General features: G+C 69.6%; 12 protein-coding genes and 1 pseudogene. 9 read left to right on the top strand and 4 right to left on the bottom strand.

The window, feature by feature from the left end; translation table 11 throughout:
• Positions 1–2: 2 nt before the first annotated feature.
• From eboE to RBJ65_RS07535, 3 genes and pseudogenes are all read left to right on the top strand, one after another.
• Positions 3–1,181: a metabolite traffic protein EboE gene (gene eboE / locus RBJ65_RS07545; RefSeq protein ID WP_306316434.1), complete on the top strand. Its 1,179-nt coding sequence runs from the start codon at positions 3–5 to the stop codon at positions 1,179–1,181.
• Positions 1,182–1,567: 386 nt separating this feature from the next.
• Positions 1,568–2,968: pseudogene (locus RBJ65_RS07540) on the top strand (alkaline phosphatase family protein); the annotation flags it as partial.
• A gap of 245 nt (positions 2,969–3,213) precedes the next feature.
• The gene (locus RBJ65_RS07535; protein ID WP_306316712.1) at positions 3,214–4,341 is read left to right on the top strand and encodes a sugar phosphate isomerase/epimerase; all 1,128 of its coding nucleotides are present in this window, start codon (positions 3,214–3,216) and stop codon (positions 4,339–4,341) included.
• An 88-nt stretch (positions 4,342–4,429) separates the two neighbouring features.
• On the opposite strand, the gene RBJ65_RS07530 is transcribed toward RBJ65_RS07535, so the two are convergent.
• The 4 genes from RBJ65_RS07530 to frc (RBJ65_RS07515) all read right to left on the bottom strand — a co-directional run bounded on the left by RBJ65_RS07530 (position 4,430) and on the right by frc (RBJ65_RS07515) (position 10,707).
• A complete protein-coding gene (locus RBJ65_RS07530) occupies positions 4,430–5,809 on the bottom strand; it encodes an OFA family MFS transporter (protein WP_306316435.1) in 1,380 nt (459 codons plus the stop codon).
• 1 nt (position 5,810) lies between these two features.
• Positions 5,811–7,196 carry an OFA family MFS transporter gene (locus RBJ65_RS07525; protein ID WP_306316436.1) on the bottom strand — a complete coding sequence of 462 codons (1,386 nt, stop codon included), beginning with the start codon at positions 7,194–7,196 and terminating at the stop codon, positions 5,811–5,813.
• Positions 7,197–7,314: 118 nt separating this feature from the next.
• The gene (locus tag RBJ65_RS07520) at positions 7,315–9,474 is read right to left on the bottom strand and encodes an acetate--CoA ligase family protein (protein WP_306316437.1); all 2,160 of its coding nucleotides are present in this window, start codon (positions 9,472–9,474) and stop codon (positions 7,315–7,317) included.
• A gap of 3 nt (positions 9,475–9,477) precedes the next feature.
• Entirely contained in the window at positions 9,478–10,707 is a 1,230-nt protein-coding gene (gene frc / locus RBJ65_RS07515) for a formyl-CoA transferase (RefSeq protein WP_306316438.1), read from the bottom strand.
• 184 nt (positions 10,708–10,891) lie between these two features.
• Here frc (RBJ65_RS07515) and sucC point away from each other — a divergent pair, with 184 nt between their 5' ends.
• The 6 genes from sucC (at position 10,892) to RBJ65_RS07485 (ending at position 17,599) form a co-directional block, all read left to right on the top strand.
• Positions 10,892–12,040 (top strand): ADP-forming succinate--CoA ligase subunit beta, encoded by a 1,149-nt coding sequence (gene sucC, locus RBJ65_RS07510; protein WP_306316439.1) that lies wholly within the window; start codon positions 10,892–10,894, stop codon positions 12,038–12,040.
• An 11-nt stretch (positions 12,041–12,051) separates the two neighbouring features.
• A complete protein-coding gene (gene sucD, locus RBJ65_RS07505) occupies positions 12,052–12,942 on the top strand; it encodes a succinate--CoA ligase subunit alpha (protein ID WP_306316440.1) in 891 nt (296 codons plus the stop codon).
• A 90-nt stretch (positions 12,943–13,032) separates the two neighbouring features.
• Entirely contained in the window at positions 13,033–14,619 is a 1,587-nt protein-coding gene (locus RBJ65_RS07500; RefSeq protein WP_306316441.1) for an aldehyde dehydrogenase family protein, read from the top strand.
• Positions 14,620–14,846: 227 nt separating this feature from the next.
• On the top strand, positions 14,847–15,521 hold the full coding sequence (locus RBJ65_RS07495) for a GntR family transcriptional regulator (RefSeq protein WP_372341179.1): 675 nt from the start codon (positions 14,847–14,849) through the stop codon (positions 15,519–15,521).
• 101 nt (positions 15,522–15,622) lie between these two features.
• A complete protein-coding gene (frc, locus tag RBJ65_RS07490) occupies positions 15,623–16,852 on the top strand; it encodes a formyl-CoA transferase (RefSeq protein WP_306316443.1) in 1,230 nt (409 codons plus the stop codon).
• Complete coding sequence (locus RBJ65_RS07485; RefSeq protein ID WP_306316444.1) at positions 16,853–17,599, top strand: acyl-CoA dehydrogenase family protein; 747 nt, start codon at positions 16,853–16,855, stop codon at positions 17,597–17,599.
• The last annotated feature ends 4 nt before the right edge of the window (positions 17,600–17,603 follow it).

Here is a 17,603-nt window from a genome sequence, read left to right as displayed (position 1 = left end):
CCGTGCGCTTCCGGCACCCCGACGGCTCCACCGTCCACCTCGCGTACTGCACCAACGTGCACCCCGCCGAAACCCTCGACGGCGTCCTCGCCCAACTCCGCGACCACTGCGAACCCGTGCGCAAACGCCTCGGCAGGGACAGGCTCGGCATCGGCCTCTGGCTCGCCAGGGACGCCGCCCGCGCCCTCGTCGCCGACCCCGTCGCCCTGCGCGGACTGCGTTCCGAACTCGACCGGCGTGGCCTCGAAGTCGTCACCCTCAACGGGTTCCCGTACGAAGGGTTCGGCGCCGCCGAGGTCAAATACCGGGTCTACAAGCCGGATTGGGCCGACGAGGCGCGCCTCACCCACACCGTGGACCTGGCCCGGCTGCTCGCCGCGCTGCTGCCCGCCGACGCCGTCGAAGGCACCGTCTCCACGCTGCCGCTCGCCTGGCGTACCGCCTACGATCCGCGACGCGCCGAACGGGCCCGCACCGCGCTGCGTGCCCTCGCCGAACGTCTCGACACCGTCGAGGAGTTGACCGGGCGGTCGATCCGGGTCGGCCTCGAACCCGAACCCGGGTGCGCCGTCGAGACCACCGGTGATGCCATCGGGCCGCTCACGGACATCGCCCGCGTCGACCGTGTCGGCCTGTGCCTGGACACCTGTCACCTCGCCACCTCCTTCGAGCGGCCCGATGCCGCGCTCGACGCCCTCGCCGCCGCGCGCATCCCCGTCGTGAAGGCGCAGCTCTCCGCCGCCCTCCATGCCGAACACCCCCGTCTCCCAGAAGTCCGCGCGGCGCTCGCCGCGTTCGACGAACCCCGCTTCCTGCACCAGACCCGCGCGTGTGCGGATGGTGTGTTGCATGCCGTCGACGACCTGGGCGAAGCCCTTGCGGCGGGTGGGTGTGCGCTGCCGCAGGGCGTGCCCTGGCGCGCCCACTTCCACGTTCCGTTGCACGCGGCTCCCGCCGCGCCTCTTACCTCCACGCTCGGTGTCCTCAAGGACACGTTGACCCGGCTCGTCGGTGGGGCGCGTCCGCTGACGCGGCACCTGGAGGTCGAGACCTACACGTGGCAGGCGCTGCCCTCGCGGTTGCGGCCGCGGGGCCGTCAGCAGTTGGCCGATGGCATCGCGGCCGAACTCGCGCTCGCCCGTGACCTGTTGACCGATCTTGGCCTCAAGGAGCTGCCGTGACCTCCGGTCGGCCGCTGGATGCCGGCCGCGCCGCCGCCCCCACGCCGCGGGGCTCCGCCCCGGACCCCGCTCCTCAATCGCCGGAGGGGCTGGAGATGGCCGGGCGCGCGCCCGTAGGTGTCCCGGAGAGCGTCAGCCGCGCCGCCGCCCCCACGCCGCGGGGCTCTGCCCCGGACCCCGCTCCTCAATCGCCGGAGGGGCTTGATGGGCACGGTCAGCCGCCGGAGGGGCTGAATTGGCCCGGTCACCCGCCCATCGACACGCCTCAGCCGTCGGAGCGGCCGGAACCGCCGGAACCACGAGAGCCGCTGGAAACGCCAGAGTCGCCAGAGCGGCCGGAACCGCCAAAGCCGCCAGAGACGTCGGCAGCGCCGGCGCCGTCGGAGGTGCTCGCTCGGCAGGCTGCCGCCACGCCCCCCGATTCCTCCGTCACCCCCCTCCTCGTCCTCGACATCGTCGGCCTCACCCCCCGCCTCCTCGACCACATGCCGCGCCTGCGACGGCTCGCCGACCGCGGCTCCCGCGCGCCGCTGGGCACGGTGCTGCCCGCTGTCACCTGTGCTGCCCAGTCGACGTTCCTTACCGGCGTCATGCCTGCCGAGCACGGCATCGTCGGGAACGGGTGGTACTTCCGTGAGCTCGGTGACGTGCTGCTGTGGCGGCAGCACAACGGGCTCGTCGCCGGGGACAAGCTCTGGGACGCCGCCCGTCGCGCTCACCCGGGCTACACGGTCGCCAATATCTGCTGGTGGTACGCCATGGGCGCCGACACCGACATCACCATCACTCCCCGTCCCGTCTACTACGCCGACGGCCGCAAGGAACCCGACTGCTACACCCGGCCCCCGGCCCTGCACGACGAACTCACCGCCAGGCTCGGCACGTTCCCCCTGTTCCACTTCTGGGGGCCCGGCGCCGACCTGGTCTCCAGCCGGTGGATCATCGACGCCACCCGCCACGTCCTGGCCACGCGCCATCCTGATCTGATCCTGAGTTACCTCCCTCATCTCGATTACGACCTGCAGCGCTACGGACCCGACGATCCGCGCTCACATCAGGCGGCCGCCGAACTCGACGCCGCCCTCGCCCCGCTCCTGGACGACGCCCGCGCCGAAGGCCGCACCGTCGTCGCCCTCTCCGAGTACGGCATCACCCGCGCCGACCGCCCCGTGCACATCAACCGGGCACTGCGCCGCGCCGGCCTGCTCGAGGTGCACACGCAGGACGGCATGGAGTACCTCGACCCGATGGCCTCCCGCGCCTTCGCCGTCGCGGACCACCAGATCGCGCACATCTACGTACGACGACCGGAGGACCTCGATGCCACGCGGGCCGCGCTCGTCGACGTACCCGGCATCGAGCAGCTTCTCGACGACGAGGGAAAGAAGGCGCATCAGCTCGATCATCCGCGCTCCGGCGAACTCGTCGCCGTCGCCGAGGCCGGCGCCTGGTTCACGTACTACTACTGGCTCGACGACGCCCGCGCGCCCGACTTCGCGCAGCTCGTCGAGATCCACCGCAAACCCGGCTACGACCCGGTCGAACTCTTCATGGACCCCATCGACCCCTACGTAAAGCTCAAGGCGGCCGCCGCCCTCGCCCGCAAGAAGCTCGGCATGCGCTACCGCATGGCCGTCGTCCCGCTGGACGCCTCGCCTATTCGCGGCAGCCACGGCCGGCTCCCGGCGAGCGAGGAAGAAGGTCCGCTCATCCTGTGCTCCACCCCCCACGTCCTTCCCGGCCGCGTCGCGGCCACCGAAGTGAAAGCCCTGCTGCTCGATCTCGCCAAGACGAGAAGCAGTCATCCAGTTACAGAGAGTGAAGCACACCCCACTGACAATGCCCGGGCCCTGCGCCCGGATTCACCGGATCGAAGGAAGGCACCGTGACCGAACTCCACCGCACCCACGGCCCCACCGAGGCGCCAAGTCCCGCCGAGGCACCAAGCTCCGCCGAGGCGCCAAGCCCCACCGAGGCACCAAGTCCCGCCGAAGCGCCAAGTCCCGACGACGCCCTCAGATCCCGCCTCGGCATCAGCCGCCGCCGCTTCCTCAGCACCTGCACCGCCGCCGCGACCGCCGGCGCCGCCATCGCCGCCCCCGTCTTCGGCGCCACCCCGGCCCTCGCCCAACCCGCCACCGCCACCGCCACGGGCACCACAACCGGCACCTCCGCCGGAGGCCTCGGCACCAGACTCGTCCCCGCCGACAAGCGCGGCATCATCCTCTACACCGTCCGCGACGCCATCGGCCGCGACCCACTCGCCTCCGACCTCCCCTCCGGCTTCCGCGAAGTGTTCAAGGAGCTGGCCCGATTCGGGTACAAGCAGGTCGAGTTCGCCGGGTACGGGCAGCACGCCAACGCCCCCGGCGGCGCCAACCTCGAATCCGTCGCGGGCGCGAAACTGCTGCGCTCGTGGCTCGACGAGTACGGGCTGCGCGCCCAGGGCAACCACGGGTTCATCCCGTCGTCCTGGCCGCTCACGCAGGCCGACACGGACCAGTTCAAGAAGCACCTGGAGATCGCGAACATCCTCGGCATGGACCACATGGGCACCGGCGGCGACCCCACCGGCAGCTCGTACAAGGCGGACTGGGACGTCGCCGCCGACAAGTGGAACGCGCTCGGCCGGATCGCGCACCGCGCCGGTCTCAAGCTCTACACCCACAACCACGACGCCGCGTACGGCTTCCTCGTCGACGGCGGGCCGCTGGACGAACAAGGCCGGCCCACCCGAAGCTCCGGCATCCGCAAGCTGGAGTACTTCCTCAAGGTCAGCGACCCGAAGACCGTCTGGCTGGAGATGGACATCTTCTGGGCGCACGTCGCGCAGTACAAGTTCCACACCTACACCGCGCACGACGGCTCCACGCGCGAGAACGTCTTCGATCCGGCCGCCCTCGTCGTCGCCCACAACGCGCGCTACCCGCTGTTCCACGCCAAGGACGGCACCCGCAACGACACCAACGGCATGGGCTACGACATGGTGCCCTTCGGCGAAGGTGTCATCGACTACCGGACGTTCTTCAAGCGGGTCGGCGCCCGCAACTACCACAACCCGATGGTCGAGCAGGACAACGCGCCCAGCGCCACCGACCCCGCCCAGTCCCTGACCCACGCCCGCATCGGCTACGACAACCTGGCCGCACTCAGGAAATAACGCACACCGCATGAGTGGGGCCCGGCCACCCGGCCGGGCCCCACTCAACTGTTGCCGAAGCGCATGGCGCGCCTTGTAACTTACGTGATCATGTCAACGACACCGCCTTCTCGTTCCGCCCCGGCTGCCGCAGCAGCAACGCCACCAGCGCCGACAGCATCGAGATCCCCCCGGCCAGGGCATACGCCCCGTTGTAGCCCCACGCGCCGACCACCATCGAGCCGAGGCCGCCGCCGAAGAGGCCGCTGATGAGCTTGCCGCTGTACACCAGGCCGTAGTTGGTCGCGTTGTAGTTCTCGCCGAAGTAGTCCGGGGTCAGCGCCGCGAACATCGGGTAGAACGCGCCACCGCCGAATCCGGACAGGAACGCGAAGACCAGGAACAGCCATTCACTGCGTATGTCGCCGGCCCAGATGATGCCGAACTGCGCGAGACCCAGGACGACGATCACGAGGATCAGGCTCGCCTTGCGGCCCCAGATGTCCGACATCCAGCCGACCACGGCTCGGCCGACACCGTTGATGACCGCCATGACACCCATCGAGGACGCGGCGACCAGCGGGCCGAAGCCCACCTCCTTAGCGAAGTCGACCTGGAAGGAGATGCCGAAGATCGACACACCCGCCGTCAGGACCAGACTCAGCCACATCAGCGGCAGTTGGCCCGTCTTGATGGCTTCCATGGGGGTGTACTGGCGTACCGCGGGCGGGTTCTTGGCGAGCGCCGCCTGGCTCTTGCCCGTGCCCGACTTCGCGAGCGGGTCGACGTCCGACGGCCACCAGTTCTTCGGCGGGTCACGGAAGAAGAACGCGCACACCAACACCACGATCAGGACGTACACGCCGATCATGTCGAGCACCCGGTGGTAGTTCGAGGTGTCGAAGGCGTAGTTGAAGATGAAGATGAACGGAAGCGAGCCGTAGGCGAAGCCTCCGTTGACGAAACCTGTCCTGCCGCCTTTGCGTTCGGGGTACCACTTGCCGACCATGTTGATGCAGGTCGCGTACACGAACCCGGAGCCGAGTCCGCCGATCACGCCGAATCCGATGATGGCCAGCCACACGTTGTGCAGGTGCGACAGGGCCAGGAATCCGATCAGGCACATGAAGGCGCCCACGTACATGGCTCGGCGGGCCGGCATGATGCCTTTCTCCCGCAGCCAGCCTGCCGGGAACGCGACACCCGCCTGGAAGAACACCCAGACACTCAGGATCCAGAAGGTGTTGGACTGCGTCCAGCCGTGCGCCGACGACAGTGTGTCCTCGGCCGAGCCATAGGCGTACTCGAAGACGCTGATGGCCATCATGGCCACCCACGGCAGGTACACCATGAACTTGCGCGAGTGGCCGAGGATGTCGCGGTCGGTCTCGCCCACGCGATAGATCCGGCCGTGCTCGTCGGTTATTTCCCGGTACCGGCTCCCCGTAGCCGGTGCCGTATTGCTAGCGGAGACAGGTTCCGCCGTCATGTCAAGCCATCTCCTCACCAAGGGGGTGTGGGTTGGGGTGGATCCCACGCTTCTTGGGCCTACCGGGCGGAGACAGGAACAGAGCCACGAAGCCGGCGAAGAACGAGATGCAGCCGGCCAGGATGAAGGCCCCGGAGTGTCCCCAGGCGCCGACGACGACGGACCCCATGCCCGCGCCGAGCCCCGAGACGAGCTTGGAGCTGTAGACCATGCCGTAGTTGGTGGCGTTGTTGTTCTCGCCGAAGTAGTCCGCGGTCAGGGCCGCGAACATCGGGAAGATCGCTCCACCACCGAAACCGGAGATCGCGGAGAAGATCAGGAACAGCGCGAGGATCTTCTCCGAAGCCGACCAGATGATGCCGAACTGGGCGAGGCCCAGGATGACGCAGACCGCGAGGAGACACTGCTTGCGGCCGTACAGGTCGGACAGCCAGCCGATGACACCGCGCCCGGTGCCGTTGACAACTGCCTTGAGCGACATGGCGGTTGCCACGATGCCGCCCGCGAATCCCGCCTCCTTGCCGATGTCGACCTGGAAGGCGATGCCGAAGATGTTCACACCCGACGTACACGCCAGGCAGAACCACATCAGCGCCACCCGGCCGGTCTTCCATGCCTGCATCGGGCTGTACTGCTGGACGGCCGGCGGGTTCTTCTCCAGGGACCTGCGCGCACGCGGGTCCGCCGGCGGGTTGAGCGGGTCGACGCTCGCCGGCCACCAGTTCTTCGGCGGGTCCTTGAAGAAGTACCCGGCCACGGCGACCACCGCGGCGAGGAAGACACCCACCGAGACCAGCACCCAGCGGAAGTTGCTCAGGTCCATGAACCCGGTGAACAGGAACACGAACGGCACGGATCCGTAGGCGAAGCCGCCGTTGACGAATCCGGTCTTGCCGCCCCTGCGCTCCGGGTACCACTTGCCGACCATGTTGACGCAGGTCGCGTACACCATGCCGGCGCCCATACCGCTGAACATGCCGAAGCCGATGTAGGCGACGACGACATGCGGCGCGTACGCCAGCGAGAGGTAGCCGAGCAGCGTTCCCAGCGCGCCGAGCATCATCGCCCAGCGAGCGGGGAGTTTGCCGCTCTCCCGCAGCCGTCCCGCGGGCATGGCCACGGCGGCCTGGAAGAAGATCCAGACGGTCATCATCCAGAAGATGTGTCCGCTGTTCCAATGGTGTGCGGTGTGCAAGGTGTCCTCGGCGGACGCGAACGCGTACTCCGCGGACGAGATGCCCATCATGCCCACCCAGGGCAGGATGACCATCCACCTGCGCCTGCGGCCCATGATGTCGATGTCACTCTCGCCAACCCGGTACATCCGGCCGTTGGCGTCCGTCACCTCCCTGTAGGGGACGGAACTTGGCAGATCGGTTGTGGTCATGTCGGTTGTTCCCCTTGCGTCGAAAGATCTGGGCAGCGCCCCCTGTCCACATGTCTTTCGTGTGCGCACGGGTCCCGGGTCCGGCCGGCGCACACCGCCGACCGGACCCGTCACTCGCTCACCTCATCGACCGCCCCCCCAACTTCCCTGCCGCGCGGGCCCACTTGTACTTGGCCCCGAGCACCGCGACAGGCTTCTCGGTCGTGTACGGGTACGCGACCACACCCCGGTCGAAGAGGTACTGACACGCCTCCTCGACCTCGACGTCCCCGGCCAGCGAGGCCACCACGGGCTTCTCGATGCCGCGCTCCCGGAACTCCTGGACGACGCGCGCCGTCACCTCCGCGAACACCATGGGCGGGGTGACGATGGTGTGCCAGTAGCCGAGTACGAGGGAGTGGATGCGCTCGTCCTCAAGACCGAGCCTGATCGTCGCCTCGTACGTCGACGGAGGCTCGCCGCCCGTGATGTCGACGGGGTTGCCCGCGGCCCCGAACGGCGGGATGAACTCGCGGAACGCGGCGTCCAAGTCGGCCGGGATCTCCATGAGTTCGAGCCCGTTGTCCATCACGGCGTCCGACAGCAGCACACCCGAGCCACCGGCCCCCGTGATGATGACGACGTTGTCGCCCTGGGGTGCCGGAAGCACCGGCAGTGCCCGCGCGTACTCCAGCATGTCGTTGAGGCCCGGCGCCCTGATGACACCGGCCTGCTTGAGGATGTCGTCGTACACGGCGTCGTCGCCCGCGAGCGCGCCCGTGTGCGAACCGGCGGCCTTGGCGCCCGCGGCAGTGCGCCCCGCCTTGAGGACCACGACCGGCTTCTTCGGCACGGTCGCGCGCGCGGCCTCCACGAAGGCACGGCCGTCCTTGAGGTCCTCCAAGTGCATCGCGATGCAGTCGGTGTTGGGGTCCTCGCCGAACCAGGTCAGCAGGTCGTCCTCGTCGAGGTCCGACTTGTTGCCGAGCCCGACGATCGCCGAGACACCTGTCTTCGTGGTGCGGGCGAAGCCCAGGATGGCCATGCCGATGCCACCGGACTGCGAGGTGAGGGCGACGCCGCCCTTCACGTCGTACGGCGTGCAGAACGTGGCGCACAGGTCCTGCCACGTCGAGTAGTAGCCGTAGATGTTCGGGCCGAGGAGGCGGGTGCCGTTGCGCTCGGCGATCCGCACGATCTCCTCCTGGAGCTCGTGCTCGCCGGTCTCCGCGAACCCGGAGGGGATGAGGACCGCGTTCGGGATGCCCTTGCGGCCCACCTCCTCCAGGGCCGATGCCACGAACTTCGCGGGGATCGCGAAGACCGCCACGTCCACATCGCCGGGCACGTCCGTGACACTCTTGTACGCCTTGCGGCCCAGGATGTCGTCGGCCTTCGGGTTCACCGGGTGGATCTCGCCGGAGAAGCCGCCGTCGATGAGGTTGCGCATCACCGAATTGCCGATCTTGCCCTGCTCGTTGGAGGCGCCGATCACGGTGATGGACTGCGGCTGCATCAGCCGCCGCATGGAGGTCAGGATCTCGTCACGGGTGTACGTACGCCGCTGCTTCGGCTCGCCCTCGGCGAGGATGACACGGATGTCGGCCGCGAGCGCGCCACGCGGTGTCGCGATCACCGGGTTGAGGTCGACCTCGGCTATCTCCGGGAAGTCCGTGACCAGTTGGGACACGCGGCGGATCTGTTCGGCCAGTGCCTCGCGGTCGACACCCTGGGCGCCGCGCACTCCGCGCAGCACCTCGGCCGCCTTGATGGAGTCGAGCATGTCGAGCGACTCGTCCGCCGACACCGGCGCGAGGCGGAAGGTGACATCCTTCAACACCTCGACCAGTACGCCGCCGAGGCCGAAGGCGACGACCTTGCCGAAGGTCGGGTCGGTGACGGACCCGACGATGACCTCCTGGGTGTCCGGACCGGTGGGCAGCAGTTCCTGGACCTGGATGCCGGTGATGCGGGCATCGGGCGCGTACGCGCGCGCGTTGTCGACGATCCGCCGGTAGGCGTCCCGCACGGCGGCCCCGCCCTCGACACCCACCACGACACCACCGGCGTCGGTCTTGTGGAGGATGTCCGGTGACACGATCTTCAGGACCACGGGCCCGCCGAAGCGGTCCGCGGCCGCCACCGCCTGGTCGGCATCGGTCGCGAGCTCCTCACCGGGGACGGCGATCCCGTACGCGTCGGCGATCACCTTTCCCTCGGGCGCGGTGAGCGCCGTACGTCCCTCGGCCCGTACGGCATCGAGCAGCGCCCGTACCTTGAGCGCACGTTCCTCGGCCATCAATCAGATCACTCCGTCCGTCTTGAGCAGGCGCAACTCCTCGTCCCCGAGGCCGAGTTCACCGATGAAGACCTCTTCGTTGTGCTCGCCGAGGAGCGGAGAGGCGGTGACGTCGACGGGGGAGTCGGAGAGCTTGAGAGGGGAACCGACGGTCTTGAAGGAGCCGCGTCCCGAGTGCGGCACATCCACGACCATCTCGTTGGCGACCAGCGACGCGTCCTCGATGATCTCCTTGGTGGAGAGGATCGGGCCGCAGGGGATGTTGTGGGCGTTGAGCTTGTCCAGGACCTCCCACTTGGGGAGGGTGGCCGACCATTCCTCGATGAGCTGGAACATCTTGTTGAGCTTCGGCAGGCGTGCTTCGGGTGTCGCCCAGTCGGCGTCCTCGGCGAGCTCGGGCCTGCCGATCAGCTCGGTGAGCGGCTTCCAGCCGACCGGCTGCACGATGACGTACACGTAGTCGTTGGGCCCGCCGGGTGCGCACTTCACCGCCCAGCCGGGCTGCCCGCCGCCCGAGGCGTTGCCGGAGCGCGGCACCTCGTCGCCGAAGTCCTCGTTCGGGTACTCGGCCAACGGGCCGTGGGTGAGGCGCTGTTGGTCGCGCAGCTTGACGCGGCAGAGGTTGAGCACGGCGTGCTGCATCGCGACGTTCACGCGCTGCCCGCGCCCGGTGTTCTCGCGCTGGAACAGGGCGGCGAGGATGCCGGCGACGGTGTGGATGCCGGTGCCGGAGTCGCCGATCTGCGCGCCGGTCGCGAGCGGCGGACCGTCCTCGAATCCGGTCGTCGACATGGAGCCGCCCATGGCCTGGGCCACCACCTCGTACGCCTTGAAGTTGGTGTACGGGCCGTCGCCGAAGCCCTTGATGGAGGCGTAGACGATGCGTGGGTTGATCTCCTGGATGCGGTCCCAGGTGAAGCCCATCCGGTCGACGGCGCCGGGGCCGAAGTTCTCCACCAACACATCGCTGCGGCGGATGAGTTCGGTCAGCAGCTCCTTGCCGCGCTCCGTCTTGGTGTTCAGGGTGATGCTCCGCTTGTTGCAGTTGAGCATCGTGAAGTAGAGGGAGTCGACGTCCGGGATGTCACGCAGCTGCTTGCGTGTGATGTCACCGGTCGGTGCCTCCAGTTTGACGACGTCCGCACCCAGCCACGCCAGCATCTGCGTGGCGGATGGGCCTGACTGGACATGGGTCATGTCCAGGACGCGCACACCCTCGAGTGCCTTGGTCACGAACGACTCACCTCGCTACTGATCCACGGTCGGTCCACAGCCGGACCATGGCGGGCCCACGGTCGGCTCGTACATTGCATACAGTCGCCGAATACTGTATGAAAACTGGTATCCCGCATTGCGTGGATGGTGTCCAGGGGGCGTGCAGCACTTTTCCTTTCCGGAACCAAAACAGGAGCCGACAATGGACCTGTACGAACACCAAGCGAGGGATCTGTTCGCGGAGCACGGCATCCCCGTCCCGCGCGCCGAAGTCACCGAATCCGCCAAGGAGGCACGCGAGTTGGCGCGCCGCCTCGGCGGTCGCGTCGTCGTCAAGGCCCAGGTGAAGACCGGCGGCCGGGGCAAGGCGGGCGGCGTCAAGCTCGCCGCGGACCCGGCCGCCGCCGAACTGACGGCACGCCAGATCCTCGGCATGGACATCAAGGGCCACACCGTACGAAAGGTGATGCTGGCCCAACCCGTCGACATCGCCGGAGGCGCCGAGTTCTACGTCTCCTACGTCCTCGACCGCGCGGCCGGCACCTTCCTCGCCATCGCCTCTGCCGAAGGTGGCATGGAGATCGAGGAGGTCGCCGCCACCCGCCCCGAGGCCGTGGCCCGCATCCCCATCGACCCGGCGGTCGGCGTCACTTCGGCCGTCGCGGCCCGCATCGCGGAGGCGGCGGGCCTGCCACCGCAGACCGTCGACGTCCTCGTACGCCTGTGGGACGTCCTCACCCGCGAGGACGCGCTGCTCGTCGAGGTGAACCCGCTCGTGCGCACCACGCAAGGGCAGATCCTCGCGCTCGACGGCAAGGTGACCCTCGACGACAACGCCCGCTACCGCAACGCCCGTTGGGGCGCATCCCCGGAATCCGTTCACGACGACCCCCTGGAAGCGCGAGCGGCGGCGAAGGGACTCAACTACGTGAAGCTGGACGGCCAGGTCGGCGTCATCGGCAACGGCGCCGGGCTCGTCATGTCGACGCTCGACGTCGTCGCCGGCTGCGGCGCACGCCCCGCCAACTTCCTCGACATCGGCGGCGGCGCCTCCGCCCAGATCATGGCGGACGGCCTCGACGTCATCCTCTCCGACCCGGCCGTGAAGTCCGTCTTCGTCAACGTCTTCGGCGGCATCACCGCCTGCGACGCGGTCGCCGACGGCATCGTGCGGGCCCTGGACCGCGTCCAGTTGACCAAACCGCTGGTCGTCCGGCTCGACGGCAACAACGCCGCGCGCGGCCGGGCGATCCTCGAAGAGCGCGCGCACCCCCTCGTGGAGCAGGCGGCCACGATGGACGGCGCCGCGCGCCAGGCAGCCGACCTCGCCCTCGCCCCCAACCCCCTTTAAGGAGCCGGGACATGGCCATCTACCTCACGCAGGAGAGCAAGGTCCTCGTCCAGGGCATGACCGGCGCCGAGGGCACGAAGCACACCCGCCGCATGCTCCAGGCGGGCACGAACGTCGTCGGCGGCGTCAACCCCCGCAAGGCCGGGCGCACCGTCGACCTCGAAGGGTGCGACATCCCCGTCTTTGGCGGCGTCGCCGAGGGCATGGCGGCCACCGGCGCCGATGTCACCGTCGTCTTCGTGCCGCCCGCCTTCGCCAAGGACGCCGTGATCGAGGCGGCCGACGCGGGCATCCCGCTCGCGGTCGTCATCACGGAGGGCATCCCGGTGCACGACGCCGTGACCTTCCAGGCGTACGCGAAGCGGCGCGGCACCCGCGTCATCGGCCCCAACTGCCCGGGTCTCATCACGCCCGGCGCCTCCAACGCGGGCATCATCCCGGCCGACATCACCAAGCCGGGCCGCGTCGGACTCGTCTCCAAGTCCGGCACCCTCACGTACCAACTCATGTACGAGCTGCGCGACATCGGCTTCTCGACGTGTGTCGGCATCGGCGGCGACCCCGTCATCGGCACCACCCACATCGACTGCCTCGAAGCCTTCGAGGCAGACCCCGAGACCGAACTGGTCGTCCTCATCGGGGAGATCGGCGGCGACGCCGAGGAACGGGCCGCGGCACACATCCGCGAGCACGTCACCAAGCCCGTCGTCGGCTACATCGCCGGATTCACCGCGCCCGAGGGCAAGACGATGGGCCACGCGGGCGCCATCGTGTCCGGCTCCTCGGGAACGGCGCAGGCCAAGAAGGAGGCACTGGAGGCGGCCGGGGTCCGCGTCGGCTCGACACCGACGGAGACCGCGCGCCTCGTCCTCGACCGCCTCCCGTCCACCAGCCATGAGTAGTGCCCGCCCGTCGCCCGCCACCGCCCTTGCAAGGAAGGCCCTGCGGGCCCCGTCTGTTCTCGACTGTGCACCGTGAGCGGAGAACAAGAAATGGCAACCACCCTCAACACACCCACACCCACACCCACACCCACACCCACCCCCTCACCCACCCTCAAGGCCGGCACCTCCTGGGCCGACGCCTGGCAGCGCTGCCTCGCCGTCGCCCCCGAGGCCTTCCGCGACGACCGCGTACTGAACCTGTGGAACGGCGCCTGGCAGGCCGAAGGACGCACCCTCCCCGCCACCACACCCGTGGACGGCAGCCCCATCGCCGGGCCGCCCCGCCTCGACGCCGACACCGCCCACCAGGCCGTACGCGCATCCCTCGACCAGCACCGCGCGTGGCGCCACATCCCGCTGCCGCAGCGGCGCGCCCGCGTCGCAGCCACCCTCGACGCCCTCACCCAGCACCGCGAACTGCTCGCTCTGCTCCTCGTCTGGGAGATCGGCAAGCCCTGGCGGCTCGCGCAGGCCGACGTGGACCGGGCCATCGACGGCGTGCGCTGGTACGTCGACGGCATCGACGACATGCTGGGCGAACGCACTCCGCTGGCCGGGCCGGTCTCCAACATCGCGAGCTGGAACTACCCGATGAGCGTCCTCGTGCACGCGCTGCTCGTCCAGGCGCTCGCGGGCAACGCCGTCATCGCCAAGACGCCCACCGACGGCGGCGTCTCCTGCCTCACCCTGGCCTGCGCGCTCGCCGCCCGCGAGGGCATCCCCGTGACCCTCGTCAGCGGCAGCGGCGGGCAGCTCTCCGAGGCGCTGGTGCGGGCGCCGGAGATCGGCTGCGTGTCCTTCGTCGGCGGCCGGGACACCGGGGCGGCGGTCGCCACGGACGTCGCCGACCTCGGCAAGCGGCACATCCTGGAACAGGAGGGCCTCAACACCTGGGGCATCTGGAACTTCACCGACTGGGACAAGCTGACGGCCGCGATCCCCAAGCTCTTCGACTACGGCAAGCAGCGCTGCACCGCCTACCCCCGGTTCGTCGTCCAGCGCGAGGCCTTCGACGACTTCCTCGCCGCGTACCTGCCCGCCGTACGCACCCTGCGCGTCGGTCACCCGCTGGCCGTCGCCCAGCCCGAAGACCCGTACCCCGCCCTCGACTTCGGCCCGCTCATCAACGCGGCGAAGGCGAAGGAGCTGACCGACCAGGTAGCCGAGGCGATCGACCGAGGGGCCGTCCCGCTGCACCGCTCCGCGCCCGACCCGGCGCTGTTCCTGCCTGGCCAGGACACCAGCGCGTACGTCCACCCGGTGACACTGCTCGCCCCGCCGCCGTCCTCGCCGCTGCACCACGCCGAGCCGTTCGGCCCGGTCGACACCATCGTGCTCGTCGACACGGAAGCGGAGCTGCTCGCCGCGATGAACGCCTCCAACGGCGCCCTCGTCGCCACCCTCGCCACCGACGACGAGGCAACGTACGAGCGGCTCGCCCCGCAGATCCGGGCGTTCAAGGTCGGCCACGGCAAGCCGCGTTCGCGCGGCGACCGGGACGAGCTGTTCGGCGGGTTCGGGGCGTCGTGGCGCGGCGCGTTCGTCGGCGGGGAGCTGCTGGTCCGCGCCGTGACCGAAGGCCCCGCGGGGGAGCGGCCGCCCGGCAACTTCCCGGAGTACCAACTCATGCCCTGAACTCCGGCGCGCGCCCCGGCCGGCCGCTGACGCAGCTGCGGCGGGGTCCCTCGCGGCGCAGGGGGCGCTCCCCGCCGCTCGTGGACCCCGCCGCCGTGCCGCGGGGCGAGTTTCCGCCCGCCCCGCGCACACGATGTGTCGACGGGATATTGTGTACAGCCTGGAATTGGCCTCGGCAAGGACTAGGACAACACCTACCGCACGTACTGGGGGAAGGGGCCGGGATGTTGCCGACCGCAGGACTGCCGCAGGGAACTGTGCCCAAGCTGGACCGCCCGGGACCGCTGCGCGAGCGGGTCTACGGAGCGCTGCTCGACCTGATCATCACCCGCACCCTGCCGCCCGGCGCGCACCTCGTCGAGACCGAACTCGCCGCCCAGTTGGGCGTTTCACGGCAGCCCGTGCGTGAGGCGCTGCAACGGCTGAGCACCGAGGGGTGGGTCGATCTGCGGCCCGCACAGGGCGCGTTCGTGCACGAGCCGACCGAGGACGAGGCGGACCAGCTGCTGACCGTGCGTCAACTCCTGGAGACCGAGGCGGTGCGGCTCGCCGCCACGCGCGCGAACGCCGCGGCCGTCGCGGCTCTTGAGGAGCTGTGCGAGGCGGGGGAGCGGGCGGTCGCGGCCGACGACGTGGAGGCGGCCGTGGCCCTCAACGCGCAACTGCACGGCACCGTCATGGAGTTGGCCGCCAACGAGGTACTCGCCGAACTGGCAGCGCAGGTCGACCGCCGGGTGCGTTGGTACTACACGCCCGTGGCGCGCCAGCGCGGCCACCAGTCCTGGGCGGAGCACCGGGAGTTGATCGCCGCGCTCGCCGACCACGACGAGGTGCGGGCCGCCGCGGTCATGCGCGCCCACACCGAGCACACGCGCAGGTCGTACCACCAACAGGCGAAGTAGCTCCGGCCGTTGCCGAGCAATGGCCGGAGTCTCGCCGGTTATTGCATACAGTCGACGAATACTGTATGAAGAAGTAGCCAACGAGACGTGGGGTGTTGACCATGACCAAGGCTCTTGAGGGCATACGCGTCCTCGACATGACACACGTTCAGTCGGGTCCGTCCGCTACGCAGTTGCTGGCGTGGCTGGGTGCGGACGTCGTCAAACTGGAGGCGCCGACCGGTGACATCACACGCAAGCAGCTGCGTGACATCCCGGACGTCGACTCCCTCTACTTCACGATGCTCAACTCCAACAAGCGGAGCATCACCCTGAACACCAAGACGGAGCGCGGCAAGGAGATCCTCACGGAGCTGATCCGCCGCTCGGACGTCATGGTCGAGAACTTCGGCCCCGGCGCCGTCGACCGGATGGGCTTCACCTGGGAGCGCATCCAGGAGATCAACCCACGCATCATCTACGCCTCCATCAAGGGCTTCGGCGACGGCCCGTACACCAACTTCAAGGCGTACGAGGTGGTGGCCCAGGCCATGGGCGGCTCGATGGCCACCACGGGCTTCGAGGACGGCCCGCCGACGGCCACGGGCGCGCAGATCGGGGACTCCGGCACCGGCGTCCACACCGTCGCCGGCATCCTCGCCGCCCTCTTGCAGCGTGAGCGGACGGGGCGCGGGCAGCGCGTGAATGTGGCGATGCAGCACGCCGTGCTCAACCTCTGCCGAGTGAAGCTGCGCGACCAACAGCGCCTCACCCACGGCCCGTTGGCCGAGTATCCGAACGAGGACTTCGGCGACGAGGTGCCCCGTTCCGGCAACGCGTCCGGCGGCGGCCAGCCCGGCTGGGCCGTGAAGTGCGCGCTCGGCGGGCCCAACGACTACGTGTACGTCATCGTGCAGCCGGTCGGCTGGAAGCCGCTGGCCGAGCTGATCGGGCGGCCGGAGATGGCGGACGACCCGGAGTGGTCGACACCCGAGGCGCGCCTGCCGAAGCTGAACAAGATGTTCCAGCTCATCGAGGAGTGGTCGTCGACGCTCCCCAAGTGGGAGGTCCTGGACAGGCTCAACGCCCACAACATCCCCTGCGGCCCGATCCTCTCCACCAAGGAGATCATCGAGGACGCGTCGCTGGTGGCCAATGACATGGTCGTCGAAGTGCCGCACCCCGGACGGGGCTCGTACACGACGGTCGGCAACCCGCTCAAGCTCTCCGACTCGCCGACCACCATCTCCGGCTCCCCACTCCTCGGCGAACACAACACCGCCATCTACGCCGATGAACTCGGCCTGGACAAAGCCGAGTTGGCGCAGCTTGCCGAACAGGGCGTCATCTGAATGGGCGGCGCCGGGCCGTACCGCGCCGCACTCGCCCACGTCCTGACCGGCGCCGTCGCGAGCGGCGGTGAACCGGCGTACCGGCAGGGGAAGTTCCCCCGGTCCGGCGTCACCGCGCTCGGCCGCGCGGGCCTGCTCGGGCTCACCGGCGCGCCCGAACTCGGCGGTGGCGGACGGGGGTTGTCCGAGGCCGCCGATGTCGTCGAGCGGGTCGCACGGGTCTGCCCCGCCGTCGCCGCCGTGCTCCGCTCGCACTACGCGGCAGTCGCCGTCGTCGAGGCGTACGGGGGACCGTGGGTGCGTGCCGAGATCGCCGCCGGGCGGCACCTGTGCTCGCTGGCCCTGGAGGAGGGCGGCGGGCCGGAGTCCACGGCGCGCCGCACCGGCGAGGTCGTCGCCCTGCGCGGCCGCAAGCGACAGGTCGTCTCGGCGGGGGAGGCCGACAGCTATGTGTGGTCGACGCGCCCGTACGAAGGCGGGGCCGGGGTCGGGCCCGACGCGCGGAGCCTGTGGCTCGTCCCGGCACACGCCCCCGACCTGTACGTCCCGGCCCGTACGGCCGGCTCGGGCCCGAGTGGCAGCGCCACCTCGACGGTCTGCGCCGACCCCGTGCGCGTACCCGCGTCGGCGCTGCTCGGGGTGGACGGGAGCGGCGATGAGCTGCTGCGGAACACCGTGCTGCCGTGGTGGGCCGAACTGGGGGACGCGCTGGAACGAGGGCCCGAGCCGGTGCTCGTGGCCTCGTGAAGGA

Origin of the sequence: Streptomyces sp. KL109B (assembly GCF_030766935.1) — a bacterium.
Classification (GTDB): Bacteria; Actinomycetota; Actinomycetes; order Streptomycetales; family Streptomycetaceae; genus Streptomyces.
The sequence above is the reverse complement of the archived record's forward strand: the minus strand, read 5'-3'. Positions and strand labels throughout refer to the sequence as shown.